This window comes from Halomonas sp. LMYGS-3 (genome assembly GCF_059509875.1).
Genome location: NZ_JCAKFQ010000005.1, coordinates 1 through 18482, shown reverse-complemented (window position 1 = coordinate 18482; position 18482 = coordinate 1). Strand labels below are relative to the sequence as shown.

General features: G+C 64.5%; 18 protein-coding genes. 9 read left to right on the top strand and 9 right to left on the bottom strand.

The window, feature by feature from the left end:
• Positions 1-3: 3 nt before the first annotated feature.
• Positions 4-201, bottom strand: a complete 198-nt coding sequence (locus tag AC5W54_RS06140; RefSeq protein WP_495961190.1) for a CsbD family protein — start codon at positions 199-201, stop codon at positions 4-6.
• Positions 202-440: 239 nt separating this feature from the next.
• Here AC5W54_RS06140 and guaB point away from each other — a divergent pair, with 239 nt between their 5' ends.
• Positions 441-1910: an IMP dehydrogenase gene (gene guaB / locus AC5W54_RS06135; RefSeq protein ID WP_495961189.1), complete on the top strand. Its 1470-nt coding sequence runs from the start codon at positions 441-443 to the stop codon at positions 1908-1910.
• 95 nt (positions 1911-2005) lie between these two features.
• The gene (guaA, locus tag AC5W54_RS06130) at positions 2006-3583 is read left to right on the top strand and encodes a glutamine-hydrolyzing GMP synthase (protein WP_495961188.1); all 1578 of its coding nucleotides are present in this window, start codon (positions 2006-2008) and stop codon (positions 3581-3583) included.
• A 438-nt stretch (positions 3584-4021) separates the two neighbouring features.
• Here guaA and AC5W54_RS06125 read toward each other — a convergent pair whose 3' ends face one another.
• From AC5W54_RS06125 to AC5W54_RS06110, 4 genes are all read right to left on the bottom strand, one after another.
• Entirely contained in the window at positions 4022-5137 is a 1116-nt protein-coding gene (locus tag AC5W54_RS06125; protein WP_495961187.1) for an HNH endonuclease signature motif containing protein, read from the bottom strand.
• The gene (locus AC5W54_RS06120; RefSeq protein WP_495961186.1) at positions 5134-5526 is read right to left on the bottom strand and encodes an HIT family protein; all 393 of its coding nucleotides are present in this window, start codon (positions 5524-5526) and stop codon (positions 5134-5136) included. Before AC5W54_RS06120 ends, AC5W54_RS06125 begins: the two co-directional genes overlap by 4 nt.
• Positions 5527-5664: 138 nt before the next feature.
• The gene (locus AC5W54_RS06115; protein WP_495961185.1) at positions 5665-6273 is read right to left on the bottom strand and encodes a hypothetical protein; all 609 of its coding nucleotides are present in this window, start codon (positions 6271-6273) and stop codon (positions 5665-5667) included.
• Positions 6263-7099, bottom strand: a complete 837-nt coding sequence (locus tag AC5W54_RS06110; RefSeq protein ID WP_495961184.1) for a PAAR domain-containing protein — start codon at positions 7097-7099, stop codon at positions 6263-6265. Before AC5W54_RS06110 ends, AC5W54_RS06115 begins: the two co-directional genes overlap by 11 nt.
• Positions 7100-7466: 367 nt before the next feature.
• Here AC5W54_RS06110 and AC5W54_RS06105 point away from each other — a divergent pair, with 367 nt between their 5' ends.
• From AC5W54_RS06105 to AC5W54_RS06095, 3 genes are all read left to right on the top strand, one after another.
• A complete protein-coding gene (locus AC5W54_RS06105) occupies positions 7467-8081 on the top strand; it encodes a LysE family translocator (RefSeq protein WP_495961183.1) in 615 nt (204 codons plus the stop codon).
• 492 nt (positions 8082-8573) lie between these two features.
• A complete protein-coding gene (locus AC5W54_RS06100; RefSeq protein WP_495961182.1) occupies positions 8574-8810 on the top strand; it encodes a type II toxin-antitoxin system Phd/YefM family antitoxin in 237 nt (78 codons plus the stop codon).
• Positions 8807-9208: a type II toxin-antitoxin system VapC family toxin gene (locus AC5W54_RS06095; RefSeq protein ID WP_495961181.1), complete on the top strand. Its 402-nt coding sequence runs from the start codon at positions 8807-8809 to the stop codon at positions 9206-9208. The genes AC5W54_RS06100 and AC5W54_RS06095 overlap by 4 nt, the downstream gene beginning before the upstream one ends.
• Positions 9209-9659: 451 nt before the next feature.
• Here AC5W54_RS06095 and AC5W54_RS06090 read toward each other — a convergent pair whose 3' ends face one another.
• Positions 9660-10577: a LysR family transcriptional regulator gene (locus AC5W54_RS06090; RefSeq protein ID WP_495961180.1), complete on the bottom strand. Its 918-nt coding sequence runs from the start codon at positions 10575-10577 to the stop codon at positions 9660-9662.
• Between the two features lie 144 nt (positions 10578-10721).
• Here AC5W54_RS06090 and AC5W54_RS06085 point away from each other — a divergent pair, with 144 nt between their 5' ends.
• From AC5W54_RS06085 to AC5W54_RS06070, 4 genes are all read left to right on the top strand, one after another.
• Positions 10722-11129 (top strand): RidA family protein, encoded by a 408-nt coding sequence (locus AC5W54_RS06085; protein ID WP_495961179.1) that lies wholly within the window; start codon positions 10722-10724, stop codon positions 11127-11129.
• Between the two features lie 140 nt (positions 11130-11269).
• Positions 11270-12067 (top strand): PhzF family phenazine biosynthesis protein, encoded by a 798-nt coding sequence (locus AC5W54_RS06080; protein WP_495961178.1) that lies wholly within the window; start codon positions 11270-11272, stop codon positions 12065-12067.
• Positions 12068-12249: 182 nt separating this feature from the next.
• Entirely contained in the window at positions 12250-12711 is a 462-nt protein-coding gene (locus tag AC5W54_RS06075) for a YchJ family protein (RefSeq protein ID WP_495961177.1), read from the top strand.
• Positions 12708-13535: a CheR family methyltransferase gene (locus AC5W54_RS06070; protein WP_495961176.1), complete on the top strand. Its 828-nt coding sequence runs from the start codon at positions 12708-12710 to the stop codon at positions 13533-13535. Before AC5W54_RS06075 ends, AC5W54_RS06070 begins: the two co-directional genes overlap by 4 nt.
• 29 nt (positions 13536-13564) lie before the next feature.
• Here the strand turns inward: AC5W54_RS06070 and AC5W54_RS06065 are convergent, their stop codons facing one another.
• From AC5W54_RS06065 to AC5W54_RS06055, 3 genes are all read right to left on the bottom strand, one after another.
• Positions 13565-14197 (bottom strand): Vgb family protein, encoded by a 633-nt coding sequence (locus AC5W54_RS06065; protein WP_495961175.1) that lies wholly within the window; start codon positions 14195-14197, stop codon positions 13565-13567.
• 35 nt (positions 14198-14232) lie between these two features.
• Positions 14233-15453, bottom strand: a complete 1221-nt coding sequence (locus AC5W54_RS06060; protein WP_495961174.1) for a helix-turn-helix domain-containing protein — start codon at positions 15451-15453, stop codon at positions 14233-14235.
• 173 nt (positions 15454-15626) lie between these two features.
• On the bottom strand, positions 15627-18341 hold the full coding sequence (locus AC5W54_RS06055) for a WD40 repeat domain-containing protein (RefSeq protein ID WP_495961173.1): 2715 nt from the start codon (positions 18339-18341) through the stop codon (positions 15627-15629).
• Positions 18342-18482 lie beyond the last annotated feature (141 nt).

Genomic DNA, 18482 nt, shown 5'->3' with positions numbered 1-18482 from the left:
GGGTTAGAGCTTCCTGGCCCATTCATCGGCCTGCTTCTCGGCCTCTTCGCGGGCCAGGCCGTACTTCTGCTGGAGCTTGCCGACCAGCTGGTCGCGCTTGCCTTGGAGCTGATCCAGCTCGTCATCGGTGAGCTTGCCCCAGCTCGAGCGAGCCTTGCCTTTCAGTTCTGTCCACCTGCCTTCGATCTGGTCCCAATTCATGTCGACACCCCTTTCTGGGTGGAGCGTTGTATGAGGGAAGCCTTGAGCGTGCCTATCCATTTTAGTTCACGGCGGCGAACCTGATGGCAATACCAGCTTTTCTCATGGGCCGGCTCGTAGGCGGGCTACGCTTCCGTTGCCTCTCCCCCGTGACGTGACCCACCCTTGGCCGTTATAATGGTTGATTAACTTCTCCACGCCCCCGTCTTCCCATCTGCTCAAAATGGGTGTTGCCGATTATGTTACGTATGGCCCAAGAAGCTCTTACGTTCGATGACGTATTACTCGTACCCGGCTACTCCGAGGTCCTGCCCAAGGACGTCAGCCTGCGGACCCGCCTGACCCGCAACCTCTACCTCAACATCCCGCTCGTTTCGGCCGCCATGGACACCGTGACCGAGGCCCGCCTGGCCATCGCCATGGCCCAGGAAGGCGGCATCGGCATCATCCACAAGAACATGAGCATCGCCCAGCAGGCGGCGGAGGTGCGCAAGGTCAAGAAGCACGAGAGCGTGATCGTCAAGGACCCGGTCACCGTGGGCCCCAAGGCCAAGCTCGAGGACCTGCTGGCCATGGCCTCCGAGCACGGCTTTTCCGGCTTCCCGGTGGTCGAGGGCGAGACCCTGGTGGGCATCGTCACCGAGCGTGACATGCGCTTCCAGCCCAACCACGGCGACAGCGTCTACGACATCATGACCCCCCGCGAGCGCCTGGTCACCGTGCCTGAGGGCACCGCGCTCGACGTGATCAAGGGCAAGATGCAGGAGCACCGCGTCGAGAAGATGCTGGTGGTCAACGAGGCGTTCCACCTGCGCGGCCTGGTCACCTTCAAGGACATCGAGAAGGCGCGCACCTTCCCCCACGCCGCCAAGGACGCCGACGGCCGCCTGCTGGCCGGCGCCGCGGTGGGCACCGGCCCCGAGACGCCCGATCGTATCGCCGCCCTGGCCGAGGCCGGCGTCGACGCGATCATCGTCGACACCGCCCACGGCCACTCCAAGGGCGTGATCGACCGGGTGCGCTGGGTGAAGGAGCACTTCCCGCAGATCCAGGTGATCGGCGGCAATATCGCCACGGCGGAGGCGGCCAAGGCCCTGGCCGAGGCGGGCGCCGACGGCGTCAAGGTCGGCATCGGTCCCGGCTCCATCTGCACCACCCGCGTGGTGGCCGGCGTCGGCGTGCCGCAGATCACCGCGGTCTCCAACGTCGCCGCGGCGCTGGCGCCCTACGACATCCCGCTGATCGCCGACGGTGGCGTGCGCTTCTCCGGCGACCTGGCCAAGGCGATCGCCGCCGGGGCCAGTTGCGTGATGGTCGGTGGCCTGCTGGCCGGCACCGAGGAGGCCCCGGGCGAGGTCGAGCTGTTCCAGGGGCGCACCTACAAGGCCTATCGCGGCATGGGCTCGATGGGCGCCATGGCCCAGAGCCAGGGCAGCGCCGACCGTTACTTCCAGGACAAGGACGCCGGCGCCGAGAAGCTGGTGCCGGAAGGCATCGAGGGCCGCGTGCCCTACAAGGGCGTGATGAGCGCCATCGTCCACCAGCTGATGGGTGGCCTGCGCGCCTCCATGGGCTACACCGGCTGCACCGACATCCAGGAGATGCGCACCAAGCCGCAGTTCGTGCAGATCACCGGCGCCGGTTTCGCCGAGTCCCACGTGCACGACGTGCAGATCACCAAGGAAGCCCCGAACTACCGCGCGGGTTAATCCAAGCTTGAAGCCGGAAGCTTGAAGCTGGAAGTGGCCGCGCCGCTTCCAGCTTTCGTGTTTCCGGGCCGTTTGCCTCTCAAAGGAAAGGCCAGATGACCGACATTCACGCCCACAAGATCCTGATCCTCGACTTCGGCTCCCAGTACACCCAGTTGATCGCCCGCCGCGTGCGCGAGATCGGCGTCTTCTCCGAGATCCGCGCCTTCGACATCACCGAGGCCGAGATCCGCGAGTACAACCCCAACGGCATCATCCTCGCCGGCGGCCCGGAATCGGTCACCGAGCTCGGCTCGCCGCGTGCCCCCCAGTGCGTGTTCGAGATGGGCCTGCCGGTGCTGGGCATCTGCTACGGCATGCAGACCATGGCCGAGCAGCTCGGCGGCGCCGTCGAGGGTTCCCACAAGCGCGAGTTCGGCTACGCCCAGGTGCGCGTCGACGAGGAGACCGCGCTGTTCAAGGACATCAAGGACCACGTCGACCACGAGACCGGCCGCGGCCTGCTCGACGTGTGGATGAGCCACGGTGACAAGGTGGCCCGGGTGCCCGACACCTTCACCGTCACCGCCTCGACCCCGAGCTGCCCCATCGCCGCCATGGCCTGGGAGGCGAAGCGCTTCTACGGGGTGCAGTTCCACCCCGAGGTGACCCACACCTTGCAGGGCCAGCGCATCCTCGAGCACTTCGTGCTGGAGATCTGCGGCAGCGAGCGCAACTGGACCCCTGCGCGGATCATCGAGGACCAGATCGCCCGGGTGCGCGACCAGGTGGGCGACCGCCACGTGCTGCTCGGCCTCTCCGGCGGCGTCGACTCCTCGGTGGTGGCCGCGCTGCTGCACAAGGCGATCGGCGACCAGCTGACCTGCGTGTTCGTCGACAACGGCCTGCTGCGCAAGGCCGAGGGCGACCAGGTGATGGAGACCTTCGCCCAGCACATGGGCGTCAAGGTGATCCGCGTGGGCGCCGAGGCGCTGTTCCTCGGCAAGCTCGAGGGCGAGGCCGACCCCGAGGCCAAGCGCAAGATCATCGGCAACACCTTCATCGAGGTGTTCGACGACGAGGCCAGCAAGATCGAGGGCGTCGACTTCCTGGCCCAGGGCACCATCTACCCCGACGTGATCGAGTCCGCCGCCAGCAAGACCGGCAAGGCCCACGTGATCAAGTCGCACCACAACGTCGGCGGTCTGCCCGAGACCATGAAGCTCAAGCTGGTCGAACCGCTGCGCGAGCTGTTCAAGGACGAGGTGCGCAAGCTCGGCCTGGAGCTCGGCCTGCCCTACGACATGGTCTACCGCCACCCCTTCCCGGGGCCGGGCCTCGGCGTGCGCATCCTCGGCGAGGTGAAGAAGGAGTACGCCGACATCCTGCGCGAGGCCGACGCCATCTTCATCGAGGAGCTGCACAAGGCCGACTGGTACCACAAGACCAGCCAGGCCTTCGCCGTCTTCCTGCCGGTGAAGTCCGTGGGCGTGGTCGGCGACGGCCGCCGCTACGAGTGGGTCATCGCCCTGCGCGCCGTGGAGACCATCGACTTCATGACCGCCCGCTGGGCCCACCTGCCCTATGAGCTGCTGGAGAAGGTCTCCAACCGCATCATCAACGAGCTCAGCGGCGTCTCGCGCGTGACCTACGACGTCTCAAGCAAGCCGCCCGCGACGATCGAGTGGGAGTGAGGCAAGCTAGGCAGAACGCCTTACGCAGCTGAGCTGACCGAGAGCAAGGGCCTACCAAAGGGTAGGCCCTTTTTTTGGTGCGCCAGGCATGGCGCGCAGCGCCTGACTGGCGCTGTTCCCGAGGGTGGTGCCTCGGGATGACTTGGGGGTGAAAGTCCCCTGCACGCCCGGCAAGGGGAAGTGCTAGCCGACGGCAAGGGTGTCTCCCGCGAGGGGGAATCTGAAGGAAGCCCGAGGCAAAACGCTGGCCTGACGGACAGGAAGCGGATACGAGGCGTCATGGCGGGGTGAGGTGGCCAAATTCATCAAAGCCCAGTACTTGCACGGAACGCCATGACGTATATCCGACAGGCATAAGGGGGGGTAATGAGGGACGGGGGTAATGAGGGACAGACCCCCATTATCCATGGAAGTCGGGTAATGAGGGACAGACCCCCATTATCCATGGAAGTCGGAGAAACCCATCTGCCTGGCCAGTGAGATCAGCGGGCCCAAGGTATTGCGATAGGCGCTGTCGAGCCTCGGGCCGTCGAGCAGTGCTTGGCGGGAGAGCTGGAGGTCGCTGACATAGGGCTCGGTGGCCTTGTTCCAGGCGGAGTCCGTCAGATGGCTGCGGCCAATCTTCAAGGCGTGGTACTGAGCTTCGATGAACCTGTCCACATGCGTTTCCAGGGGCAGACGGCTTCCCTTCGAGGAGTTGACGGTACTGGATACCGGGATCAGGTTCCATAGCTGATCGTGGCAGACGAAGGACCAGGGGATGAAGTGGTCAAGCGCGAAGTCATTCGGCTCGATCGGGTCTCCCGTGTAGATGCAGCGTTGCGTGGATTGCGCCATCACCACCTGCCAGAAGCGCGTCTGCCGAGTCAGGGGGGAACGCTGCAGCGGTGGCATGATCTTCTTGATGATCGCGGGCGTGCTGGAGTTGCGGTCCTGCAAGTAACCGATCCAGTTGTGCTTCACCCAGCCATCGATGATGGCGAGTCCCTGGACAAGATAGTCTCGCCAGGCGGGGTGGACCTCGATCGCATGCCCGCCTTCCGTGAAGCGATAGATGGGGGGCGAGTGGCTCGAGAATCGGGCGTTGGCGAGCTCCCTGATTCGCCTGTCCTTCTGGCTGTCCTTGAGGCCCTTCAGCTCGGAGGCGAAGAACGGCGACAGCAGCCGGTAAGGCACGAACCGCAGCAGACTGTCAGCCTGGATCGTATCGTACTGGTCCGCAATGGCCTGCCTTAGTCGACTGTGGGTGTTCGGGTGTGTCAGCGCTCGCTCATCCAGGTTGAAATCCAGCCGGTCGAGTACTCGGCCGGTCTGATCCTGGAGGCCGAATGATAGCCGGAAGAAGTTGTGGGGGTACCAGGCGAGGGCCAGCATCTCGGTCGCCAGCTCTCGTAGTTCGATGAGGAGGTCACGAGCGCCGCTCCTTTCCCTATCCAGCAGGGTGTTGAGCAGGGCCTGGAAGAAGGCCAGCTTGTAGGAGTTGGTCGTGTTGTTGAAGAGCTGGCTGAAGGCGTGGATATCGACCTCGCCGCAAGGAGGGGGCTGCATCGTCATGACCAGTAATCCGCCTTGTCGGGGAATATCCAGCGAACCCCGCCGCGCGGGTCTGGCTGGTCGCCGTGATAGCGTGGAATGACATGTACATGCAGGTGCGGTACTGTCTGGCCGCCTGCCGCTCCCTGGTTGATGCCGATATTGTAGCCATCCGGCCGGTGGCTCGCGTCGAGTAGTCTCTGGGCATCGAGCACCGCCGGGAAAAGCGCCGCCTGCTCATCGGTACTGAGTTCGGCAATCGTCGCGACGTGCCGGTTGGGAATCACCAAGGTATGCCCTGGCGACACGGGGAAGCCATCCTGATACAGCAAGAAATGCGGGTGCCTGAAAATGACCCTGGCACGTTCCGGATGACAGAAGGGGCATTCGGTGCTGGCGCCGCGTTCCATGCAGAAACTCCAGTCGGTGATGGGGCCACGGTAATGCACATTAGCGTACCACTGTCATATCAGCAATGTGAGGCTCCATGATTTGCCAACGTGGTGGATTTGCCGACTGTAGCCAGCTTTATTGATGGCCAGTCACAGCTATCGCATCAACACTTGGTCCACATAGCTTCCATCCTGGAGGCTCTCGATTGTCATCTCGGCCATCTCTGCTTCCATCTCGCCCTTGGCCTTTTCCTGCTCAAGATATGCCTCGGCCAGCTCTGGTGCAGCGTGGCTGTCGGCAAGGATAGCCGCGCCCACCCAGTTAGCAGGGATTTGGCTGTCTTCACGATGCTGCTCGGCGTAACTTTCCTCGACTGCTGAGTAGCAGTTCTTCCCGCTCTCATCCCCTTTGACTTCCTCTATCAGCATGCAGCGAAAAATTGGTAGTGAGTCATTGCTCGGCGCAATGTCGTAAGCACTTTCCACATCGCGTAGTGCGAGTTCGTAGTTCTGCTGGTAGACGGCGATCTGCGCTCTATTGAGTAGCGCTGCATGGTTGTTGGGATCTGCTTTCAGTGACTTCCCTATCAGATACTTTGCCCTGTCAAGTCTGTCGTTGTTTCCTTCCGTTATGCCGAAGGCGACTTCTTCGTTGGCTTGTCTTTGAAGCTCGACAGAATCGCCATGAATCTCATTGCTCATGCCTTCTTGGCAGGCCGAGAGAAGAAAAAACAGCGGAATGATAAAGAATAATTTACGGAGCATGTTGCTTCTCTACTGCCTGAATGGAAATCGTCTTGCTGGTGCTGGGGGGTATTGGCGTTGCCGACCCTGCACTGGTCTGATATTGGAAAGTGCCTTGCAGGTAAAGAGAAAGCGCCTTGCCGGGTTGTGGTGCGGGCAAGGGAAGAGAGGCGTGGCCTATCGGAATGTACTGTGGTTCATCTGGCCAGGCATTGATGCCAGTGTTCTTTAGAACGGCCGTCTCCAGAAGCTGGTCGCCATCCCTTAGCTCGGCACGCATGTTGAGAATAGCAGTGCCTGAACCCGGGGCTTGGGCCGAGGGTGCTCCACCGCGTGACGATATATGAAGGGTATTGTTCCTGATAGTGATATGGTTCCGAAAGATATAGCCACCATTGAGGCCAACACCCTCTACCGGAAGATAGGCTGGTTGGTTCATGATGACTTCGGTTTCTTCGGCAACATACTCGTATACGGCTTCTGTGTTGTTTTCGGAAAACGAGGTCATGAATGCATCATCCATGTGCCTGGGTGCATCAACGGAGGCTGTGTGAGCTTGAGAGACCGCTGCCTTCGTGCCCGCTCTGGTGGGTGAGCCGGTGATCGTAGTAGAAGCCGCTTCGACATATCCACCACATGAGGTCGCGCTGCCATGGATAGCGGCAGGTGAGCCTTCAATCGAATACCAGCTTGCGCCGGTGGTGATGGTGGCACCGCAGGAGCTCTTGTCGCCGACCCTGGCGATGGGAATGCCATCCACCAGGGCCATGGACGCGCCGGAAACGATGCGATGCGGCCCGCCCTTGCAGGAACAGGCCACCTTGTCGCCGATCTTCGCTAGATCCATGGGAGATTCCTTGCTCCATCGCGATGTGGCGAGTTTATGGGCTTTGTCTATGGCCGTGCCACCCATTGGCGCGATCGCCACATATCTCTTACGCGGATGTAAGCGATTGCCCACACTGGCGTGATCTCAGGCGAAGGGCATGAGGGACGGCCCCGATTCCGAGCGCCTCAATGCCATCCGTGGCGGATCGACGTGAACGCACCCTTGGGGGCCCGGCCGACGGATCACCACCCCGCGCCTGCTCATCCGCTTCAACGGCCTGATGGCCGTGTTGCTTTTCCATGTGGCGGCAGTGATCCTTCATGGTCATGTTCATGTGCCGATCGTCACGGCCATGGCCCACTAAGCGTCGCATGAGGAACGCGTTATGCCGTTGGAACTCTGGCTCTCCTTCTGCCTGGCCTCGCTGTTGATCATCGTGTCCCCCGGCCCCGCCGTGGCCCTGCTGGTCGCCACCGGGGTCAACCGTGGGCGGCGGGCCGCCCTGGCCATGTTGCCCGGCTTCTTCGTGGGTGACCTGCTGGCCATGACCCTGTCGTTCGCCGGGGTAGGCGCCCTCCTGATGAGCTCCGCCGAACTGTTCCAGGTACTGAAGTGGGTCGGGGCCGCCTATCTGCTCTACCTGGGCATCAGGATGTGGCGCGAGGCCGGCCGACTGGGCGATCTGGAGCCGTCGGGCACGGACATCCGGGTCGGCACGGCCAAGGCCTTTCTCGTCACCGCGCTGAATCCCAAGAGCCTGGCCTTCTTCATGGCCTTCATGCCCCAGTTCGTGACACCGAACCAGCCCCTGTTGCCGCAGTTGGCCATCCTGTTCTCGACCTTCCTGGTCATCGGCGTGCTCAGCGATCTCGCCTACACCTTCCTGGCCACCACCGGCGGCCAGCTGCTGAGTGCCCGGCTTCGCCGTATCCTGCACCGCACCGGTGCCGGCAGCCTGATCGGGGCAAGCGCCCTGGTCGCCGCCATGCGTCGACCCTGAGGGACAGGGACGATGGATAGCCGCCCCATGTGCCACTTGCTCAACGCCCCGCCCAGCTTACTGGGGGCTCTCCCGTGAAGGCGCCTACCGGGGCTTCCTGCCGCACATCAAGTGGTACTCACGCACAAAGGGCATGCCTTTGAAATGGCGACGAAACGTAGGGCGCTGGACTCCGGCCCCAGGGAGTATCGAGCCTGTGACGCTCTCCAGCAGACGATGAGCAGGTTGTACAGGCAAGCCGGCATCAAGCTCGGATCGAGCCACAGCGGGTGCCGCACGCTGGCGGCAAGGGTGCTGGCAGCCACCGGCGAGGTCGAGACGGTGCAGGCTGTCCTGGGACACCAGGAGCTGGATCACACCAAGCCATACCTGTCGGTAGACCAGGAGACTATCAGGCGGGCTTTTGAAGTGGCGCTACAGGTGGATGACTACTTGCCGTAGTCATCGCATCGCGCTACCTTGGTGACTATACACCATGACTAGGGGATGGCCATGCACTCCGAAGAAGTCTCGAAATCGCAATTCAAGGCGAGGGCACTGGAGTTCTTCCGTCAGGTTGAAGCCTCGGGCGAGGTTGTCATTGTGACTGATAAAGGGCGCCCAGCTATCGAGGTGCGTCGGTATAAAGCAGATCAGCGCTCCCCGCTTGAGCGCCTGCGCGGCAGCGTCATCGAGCTGGCTGATCCATTCGAACCAGTGGGCGAGGAAGACTGGGAGGCGCTGCGTTGATCGTTTTGGATACTCACACCCTGCTGTGGTGGGTCAATGGCGACTCCCAGCTCTCGCAAAGCGCTCTTGAGGCCATCGAGCATGAGATGCAGGCGGATGATGGAGAAATACTGATTTCAGCCATCTCTGCGTGGGAGATTGCGCTTTTGGTAGAGAAGGGCCGCCTCACCCTATCGATGGCCACCGATGACTGGCTGGATACAGTCGAGGAGATCGACGGAGTCCGCTTTGTCGCCGTGGACGCTGCCACGGCGGTTGAGTCAACTCGGCTCCCGGGAGAGTTTCATAAAGACCCGGCAGACCGAATGATCGTGGCACTGGCTCGGCACTTCAACGCTGAGTTGATCACAGCGGACGAAAAGATCACAGCCTATCGACACGTCAGGACTGTCTGGTAATTGGATAAACGAGGAAAAGAGGGACCGAATGCTTGGCGCATACCGCCACGGGTGCGGCAATGTCCCTTAGGTCACCCAAAGGTCCGGTGCTTCCCGCCAGAGGTAAAATGAAGGACAGACCCTCGGGTCCTATAGGTCTGCCAATCAGCCATGCTGAAGGCTGTCGCCTGCCAGGAGTCCAAGCCGTGACGACACCGCATCCTGCCATCCGCCCCGAAACGACCGGCGATGCCGCGGCCATCGAGGCCGTCACCGTGGCGGCCTTCCACGAAGCGCCGCACAGCAGCCATCCGAGCAGCATATCGTGCGGGCGCTGGTACAGGCATGCCTGGCACGATTGCGGGAGCGCGGTGCCCGGGGCTGCGTGGTGCTGGGCGAGCCCGGCTACTACCGGCGCTTCGGCTTTCGGGTGATTCCGGGGCTGGTGTTGCTGGGAGTGCCCCGAGAGGTGTCAAACGCCAGTGATCGGCGCATGTTGCGCCATCAGGTCGGCGATCCAATCGATGAATACGCGCAGCTTGGTGCTGACATGACGGTTTGGAGGATAGGCCAGGTACAACGGCATGGGATCGAGGCGCCACTCATCGAACAGGGGCACCAGCTCCCCGCGCGCCACATGCTCCTTGGCCATGTAGTCCGGCAGCCAAAGCACTCCCAGGCCGGCCAGGCCGGCCGCGAGGTAGGCATTGCCGTCGTCGACGGCAACCTTGTAGCGACCCTGCACAGTGACACTCTCCCCGTTGCGGTGCATGGCATAGGGGACGGCCTTGCCGGTGCGTGCCCACGAGAACCCCACGATGTGATGATGGAGGCCTGCTAACTCCTGCGGGTGTGAGGGCGCGCCGCAGCGCTCCAGGTAGCTGGGTGTTGCATAGACCCTCAACTGCAGGTCGCCCACGCGTCGAGCCATCAGCGATAGGTCGGTGAGCTCGCCGCCGCGCACGACGCAGTCCACACTCTCGTCGATCAGGTCAACCATGCGATCGCTCACGCCCAGATCGAGCTGGATGTCGGGGTATTGAGCATGGAACGCGGGCAATGCCGGTATCAGGATCATGCGCGCCAGCGGGCTGGGCACATCCACCCGCAGCCGTCCTCTGGGGGAGGTCGACGCACTGGACAGGCTGGTCTCGGCGTCCTCCATATCGGCCAGCAGCTTTACCACGCGCGCGTAGTAGGCGGCACCGTCGGCCGTGACATTGACCTTGCGTGTGGTGCGATTGAGCAACCTGACGCGCAGCCGTGCCTCCAGCTGTTGAACAAGCTGCGTCACGCTGGTTTTGCTCATAGGCAGCGTCTCGGCTGCCTTGGTGAAGCTGCCGGTCTCCACTACCCGGGCGAATGCCTGCATCGCGTCGAAGCGGTCCATTGCGACTCCCGATCTTTGGGGAATTGTTTGGATTCTACAAACAGTGATGACCACGGATGCTTGTTTATCCACCCGGGCCTGAACACCTAGAGTCACCTTGTCGTTGACAGCGGGCCGGTCTCGGCCCATCGATGGAGGTCCTCCATGACAAGACGTGACGTTGTTTTTCCCCCTGCCCGCCAGGCGTTGTACGAGCGAAACCGCTACTCTCCGGCGATCCGTTCCAATGGGTTCCTGTTCGTCTCGGGGCAGGTCGGCAGCCGTGAAGACGGCTCACCCGAGCCAGACCTGGAGGCTCAGGTTCGGCTTGGATTCGATAATCTGAACGCGATTCTCGCCGCTGCGGGCTGCACCTTCGACGATGTGATTGACGTCACCGTCTTCATCGTCGATCCGGAATCGACGTTCGAGACGATCTGGAAGGTGGTGCCAGAGTATTGGGGCGACGCGCCTCATCCGACGCTGACGGCTGTCGGGGTGACGTGGCTCTATGGCTTTCAGTTCGAGATCAAGGTCATCGCAAAACTGCCCGCGACCAACGAGTGGGAGTGATCGGCTCGCCGTGCTAGTCTGCAGGAAACCCGCCCGCGTGGCGGGTTTCCTGCTTCTGAACCGACCGATCGCCTGCTGAACGGACACCAGGTCGCAGGCGACACGAACGATCATCCCAGCGATCCCACAGGAAGGATGCCATGAAACTCGATCTCTACCAGGTGGACGCCTTCGCTCGTCGCCCCTTCGAGGGCAATCCCGCGGCGGTATGCCCGCTGACCGAGTGGCTGGACGATGCCACCCTGCAGGCCATTGCGGCGGAGAACAATCTGTCCGAGACCGCCTTCTTCGTGCGCGAGGGGGCGGGGTATCGCCTGCGCTGGTTCACGCCAACGGTCGAGGTCGACCTGTGCGGACACGCCACCCTGGCAAGCGCCTGGGTGATCTTCCACGAGCTGGGCAAAGAGGGCGAAAAGAATGAGAAGGGCGAGACGCTGCGTTTCGCCACCCGCAGCGGCGAGCTACGGGTCAGCCGCATCGAGGAGGGCCTGGCGATGGACTTTCCCGCCAAACGGCCCGAGCCGATGGCCGACCCCGAGACGGTGCTGGCCGCCCTGGGATTGGCGCAAGGCGACGTCGTCATGACCGACGACATTCTCGTCGCGGTGGAGGACGAGGACATCGTCGCGGCGTTGGTGCCGGACATGGCCAAGCTGGCGGCGTTGCCGGGGCGCGGTGTGGTGGTCTCGGCACCGGGTCGGGAATTCGACTTCGTCTCGCGCTGGTTTGGGCCCAAGGTCGGCGTCGAGGAGGACCCGGTGACGGGCTCGGCCCATACCACGCTGGCGCCGTACTGGGCCGGGCGGCTGGGCAAGACAAAAATGACGGCCCGACAGGGGGGCGCCCGCCAGGGGCAATTGACCTGTGAATGTCAGGGCGACCGGGTCATCCTCACCGGACAGGTGGCCCCCTACCTGCGAGGGACGATTCGGCTCTGAGGAAAGAAAGCGCCCCATGACGACACCGCACCCCACCCTCCGCCCCGAAACGCCCGGCGACGTCGATGCCATCGAGGCGGCCTTCGCGGCGACGGCCTGAGCATGTGGGCTGACCGGTGAACCGCCTTGCTCTTGCGGCAACGGATGCCCTATACGAGTGGGAGTCACCACACGAGGTTTGCATGACACACTCCGACCGCACCGCCTGCCCCTGCGGGAGCGGCCGGCCGCTCGCCGGCTGCTGCGGGCGCTATCACGCCGGCGAGCCGGCGCCGACCCCCGAGGCGCTGATGCGCTCGCGCTACAGCGCCTTCGTGCTCGACCTTGTCGACTACCTGCTGGCGACCTGGCACCCGAGCACTCGGCCAGCGAGCCTGGACCCGGACCCCGCGACTACCTGGAAGCGTCTCGAGGTGCTCGACAGCGGCGAGGAGGGCGAGCGGGGATGGGTACATTTCCGCGCCACCTTCCGCGAGGGCCGGCGCTGGTCGGTGCTGGAGGAGTCGTCGCGCTTCGTGCGCGAGGCGGGGCGCTGGTGCTATCTCGATGGCAACCCCGCCGTCCACCGACTCAAGCCCGGCCGCAACACGCCCTGCCCCTGCGGCAGCGGGCGCAAGTTCAAGGCCTGCTGCGGTCAAGAATGAAAGATCAGGACTGCGTCGACCTGCTGCAGTGGGCCCTGCCCCGCCTCGACATGCGCTGGCGGGGGTTTCGCAAGGTCCGTCGCCAGGTGTGCCGGAAGGTGCAGCTGCGCATGGACGCGCTCGGCATCGGGGACGTCGCCCAGTACCGGCACTACCTGGACGCGCACCCGCAGGAGTGGCAGGTGCTCGACGGCTGCCTGCCCATCACCATCTCGCGCTTCTGGCGCGACAGGCGGGTCTTCGAGCTGCTCGAGTGTCGCTTTCTCCCCGAGTTGGCCCAGCGGGCCCGGGAAGAGGGCGCCGCGGCCCTGGCGCTGTGGAGCCTGGGCTGCGGCGCCGGGGAGGAGCCCTACACCTTCTCCATTCTCTGGCGTGAGCGCCTCCAGTCGCGCTTCCCCGGGCTCGGCCTGACGATCCTGGCCTCGGATATCGAGGCGCACCAGCTCGCCCGCGCCGAGCAGGCCTGCTACCCGGCCAGCGCCCTCAAGGACCTTCCCCCGCCGCTGAAAGGCGCCGCCTTCGCGCACCGTGACGCGCACTACCGCCTCAAGCGCGAGTACCGCCGAGGCGTCGAACTGGAGCGACGCGACATTCGCGGGGCGTTTCCCGCGCGGCGCTTCCACCTCATCGCCTGCCGCTACCTGGCGTTCACCTACTTCGACCGGGAGCTGCAGTGCGATATCGCCCGTCGCCTGTATCGTGCCCTGCATCCCGGAGGCCTGGTCGTGCTGGGGAACCAGGAGGCGCTACCGGAGGCGGTAGCGGGGTTCGAGCCCGCCCACGGGCAGGTACCGATCTACCGGCGCCGGGAAGGCGAGGAGTGAGGCCGGCCGAGGCGGAAGTGGAAGCTTCCCTACCCGTGAGATCGGCGCACGGCTCTCACCGTTCCGCTGTTCCCGCCGCCGCAGAAGAAGCGATCGGCGCCATCGGACTCGAGCCCCGACACACCCACGCCGGGCGGCATCTCGAGACTCGCCAGGACCTCTCCCGTGCGCGGGTCGAGGCGCCGCAACTCGCTTGCGTCCTCTTCCCAGGTGCCGTGCCAGAGCTCGCCGTCGACCCAGGTGACCCCGGTGACGAAGCGGTTGGACTCGATGGTGCGAAGGATCTCGCCTGACTGGGGATCGACCTGCTGGATCCGCCGGTCCCGATACTGCCCCACCCAGAGCGACCCCTCGGCCCAGGCGAGTCCCGAGTTGCCTCCATCGGGTGCCGGGATGGTGGTGATGACATGGCCGGTCTGTGGATCGATCTTCTGGATACGATCCTCGGCGATCTGGAACAGGTGCTCCCCGTCGAAGGCGGTGCCGGCGTGGGCGGCGACCTCGAGCGAGCGCCGCGTTTCGCCGCTCGCCGGGTCGAGGGCGGTCAGGGTGTCGCCGGTGGCAAGCCAGACGTGCCGGCCGTCGTAGGTGACGCCATGCACGTTGTCGATGCCGGGAAAGGGGCCGTATTCGCGGAGGATTTCAGCGGTTGAACGGTTCATGGTTCTGTCCTGGTTGCTGGGTTGGTGACTCCAGCCTAGCCACCCGGATAGGGACCGGGGAGTAACAAGGTTGTCGTGAATCCCGGCACGGGCGGGGTCATCCAGCGCCGCGCTCGCCCGCGACCGAACGCCTGCACCTTGCCCGCCTCCGCCAGCGAGTCGAGGGCCCGCTGCACGGTGCGCTGGCTGGTGCCCAGCGCCAGCGCCAGGGCCGAGCTCGACCACGGCTCGCCGTCGTCGAGCAGGGCGAGCAGCGCGGCATGCGGCTCCTCGATCGGCCGCGCCAGCACCACGACCTCGGGGGCGCGGTGCGGCACCAGCGTGAAGCCACGCCGCGTCGCCCACACGTCGGCCAGCGGCTCCAGCGCCGTGCGCAGTCGCCCGACTTCGACGCGCAACCGCGCGCGATGCGAGTCATCGGCATACCGGGTGCGGAAGGCGTGCGCGATGAGCGTGTCCCTCGGCGCGTCGCCGGGCCAGGCTTCGCCCAGCAGGCGGGCGAGCGCGAACAGCACCGGGCGCCTGGCGAGCGAGACCACGGTACGAGTGTCACGCACCACGTGGCGGCAGGCGTCGACGACGAGCGCCTTCGATGCCAGCAACGCTTCGACCTCGTCGAGCCGCAGGAGCCGCGCTTCGCCATGCGCGATCAGGCGTGCCGCTGGCGTGGTCAGCACGCGGGCGGCGCCTTCGACCTCCGCCGACAGCGCCGGGATTCCGGCGAGGCGGGCGGCGCGCTCGGCCCGAGCGAGCGCGGCGCGTGCCGCCGTCGTGCGCAGGCGGCGTATCGCGATCCCCGCCACCACCAGCGCGTGGGCAGTGCTCGAGGCGGGCGGGAGAGGCGTGGGGTCGAGTTCGGCGAGCGCACGCTCCGCCGCGTCCAGGCGCCCGAGCAGCAGCAGGCGCCGCGCCTCGAGGTAGCGCGCCTGGGCGGCGTTCACCCGGTCACCGTGGGCCTCGAGCGTCGCCCGCGCCGCGTCGAGCGCCTTCGCGGGCCAGCCGAGGTCCCGCGAGGCGAGCGCGATCTCGGCCTCGGCGACGACGCACCGCGCGCGGGCCACGGCCTCCTTCGCGCCGAAGGCACGCGCCGCCCGGCGCAGCAGCGCCTTTGCCCGGTCGAGATCGCCGAGCTGCGCCATCGCGATCCCGCGCAGGGCGAGCGCCGGCGCATCGTCACGCAGCGCGACGCGGTTCAAGGCGCCGAGGGGATCACCCGCCGCGAGTGCACTCGCCGCGGCCGTGATCAGTGAGTCCATCGCAATCCCGCCACCCTTGTTACTCCCAGCGTTCGGTCACCTGGCACTCAATGTATCTCATGACCGCAAAGAGCCTGGTCATACCGAGAACGGAACTGACGACGGGAGGCAAGACGATGACCACACACGACCGGCACACGCGACGAGCTGGCTGGCCACGGCCGGCCCCCATGTCACGGCTTCCGGTCTGCCACTCTCTGTGCTCCGCACGGTCCTGGCTGGGTCTCACCAGTGAGTCTGAATCGACTCCTGTGCCATCCGTCGTGGGAGAAGGCGCGGCAAGCGAGCCCGATAAGTTCTTCCGGTCGCCAGTTCAGACGCACGACACCGGCATTCCCGAGGGCGAGCAAGTTCGAGGCGTCCGGCCCGGCGAAATGGAGTGAGCGAAGGCCGTTCACCGGCATGTTGGCCACCAAGGCATGCGTGGTCAGGTCCCAGATCCGAGCTGCATCGCCCGCGATGACCGCAACGAAGCGGCCATCCGCCGAGAAGGAGGCGCCCTTGATCGCTTCGGCCTCGGGCAGGCTCGTCGTCTTACCGGTCTCGAGATCATGCATGACGATATCTGCCTCGGTGACTACGACCAGGCTCCCGCCGCCTTCGGTGAACCCCGGCCAAAGCCGGTTCACTTGCATCGGGATGATGTCGTTCACGATATGAGGCGTTCCGTCCGGCCTCGCCTTATGCGCGGGGCCGAGCGTAAGCGCGACCCGGCCAGTCTCGAGATCCACGACGAGCCCCGAGGCCTTCTCCATCACCGCCAGGAAACGATTGTCCGGCGAGAAGGCGAGCCTGGCGAAGGTGAACTCCGTCGACACTCGAAGCAGCTCCTCGCCGGTCGCGACGTCCCAGACCCGGACCAGCCGGTCACCCAAGATGCGCCGGTTCTCGGAGTTGTCGTCCTGACTACCTTCGGCCGTCGCGAAGAGTCGGCCGTCGGGACTGATCTCGATCCCGGTCACCGGATTGTCGGCCACGAGTGTCTGCGTCTCTCCAGATCGCCAGTTCCACCACACAAGCTGCCACCGAGGATCATCGACGTAGCTATCTCTTAGTTCGGACAACAGGGCCACATCCTTCCCGGCGAGCTTGACGGACCAGAAGTGTCGCTCCCGCGTAAGCCGAGCAACCTCGTTCCCGGTTGCCGTCTCGCGCACGCTCAGAACTCCTGGGGAAGCGTCAGACCAATCCCGCTCCCGCAGCGACAGCAGCGCGTGACGCCCGTCCGAGGAGAGGTCTGCCGCCAGAACGTTGTAGGGCTCGTCGCCCGTCGTCAGGTTCATGATTGGGCCGGCACTGGCGTCGAAAACCTGATCCGCATTCCAATACGAAACCGTGAGAGCGATCGTGGAGTCGGGTGCTGTGGCAACATCGTCAGCGCTTGCTGCAAGCCAGGTGTCCAGCGGATCGCCGGGAAGGCGCATCCGTCTCAGACGGCGATCAACGTCGCGGAAGATAATCTCGGCTGACGCCGGGACGGTTGCGATCCCTGCTCCGGACACGTCGCGGCGTGCAACCTCTCGGCCAGTGGCAACCGCGAACGCCCTGAGACCCCAACGATGATTCTGCATACCGCGGCCGACGTATCTCGCCCTCTCGACAACGAAGAGGAAGGAGCCGTCGCCCGTAAAGCCGACCTGACTGATGTCTCCCGTCGAAAGCGCGCGGACCGTCAGCCGGGTCGCCAGGGTCTCCACATCGGCGATGCGTACCGTGTGCTGCCCCCCTTGGATCGCGAGCCATCGTCCGTTGGGAGAAAAGTCCAGGCCGCGGACATCCTCCGCCGGGATCGTGCGCGCCTGATCCTCGGCGTCGACATCCAGAAGCCTGATGCCGGAGCCGGTCTCGGCACTCTCGAAGGCGTAGGCGACTCGCGCCCCGTCGGGGGAAATCCGTGGATGCCTGATCTTGCCGTCGACCATTGGGGGCGCTATCTCGCCTAGCGCGGCCGTATCCCAAAGGCGAAGAGCGTTTCCCTTCTGGGTGATGGCGCGCTGAGCACGCGTCGCATGAGCGGATGCATCGGCAGTGATCGCCATATCGAAACGTCGCAGCGTTTCGCTACTATCAAGGTCGCGAATTTCCAGAATGGAGGAGGAATATCGAATCGCGACCTGGGCCGAGTCTGGCAGGGTTCTGATGGTCACCGGAGTGTCTATGAGAGGGATGCGTTTGAGTTCCATCCCATCCGCGATGCGGATGACCGAAAGCGCAGCGCCCTCATCGGTTTCAAGCGCGAGCACCACCGACGAGCCGTCACGGGTTACGGCGATGCTCCGGGCCCAAGCTGTCCCTTCGCGGCTCAGAGACTCCCGGCCCGTGTCGAGGCTGAAAATGCGCAGCCTTTGCTTGGGATTCCCATAGCCGCTTTCGGCTACGGCAACACCCGCTCGATTCGGCAGGAATGCGGCTTCGATAGGCACGGACCCGCCGCCAATAAAGCTTCGAGCCCGTCGCCAGATCCGGTTTCCTGACGCAGCATCACGCAGCTCGATGGCCTCGTGATCGTGCAGGAGGGTGACATTCGCCCCCGGGTCTGTCGCGAGATGCTCGAATCGGACGGGGTCCTCACCGGCGGGGCTCCACGGCCCGTCGCCGTCCGCCGGGAAGTAGCGGATCCAAGGCGCGATGTAGCCATCGTCGGCTCCGATGCCTTGGGCCACGAAAAAGCCACCCGGCAGCGCCATGAGCCGCGCTGGCATCGCCCTGGTCCCGAGTTCCTCGGTCCAGATCGCCCGACCTTCCTCGATGTTCCAGAGAACGACTCGCGCACGGTCCCGGGAGGCGCCTTCGTCTTCGCGAACATAGTACGCTGTCAGTATCCGCGCAGCATCGTTCGATAGAACGGCCTCGTCAGGCCGCGGTCCCGGTATTGCGGCGATCTCCATACCAGACGCAGCATCGTAAATAAATAAGGTAATCCCCCGGCTTTGCCGGGGGACTACCCGAGGTTTGACCGTGTGCTGCGGTCAAAGGGAACCTCCAGTCTCCGCCAAGAGATAGGATGTTCCCAATGAGAGAGTACCAGA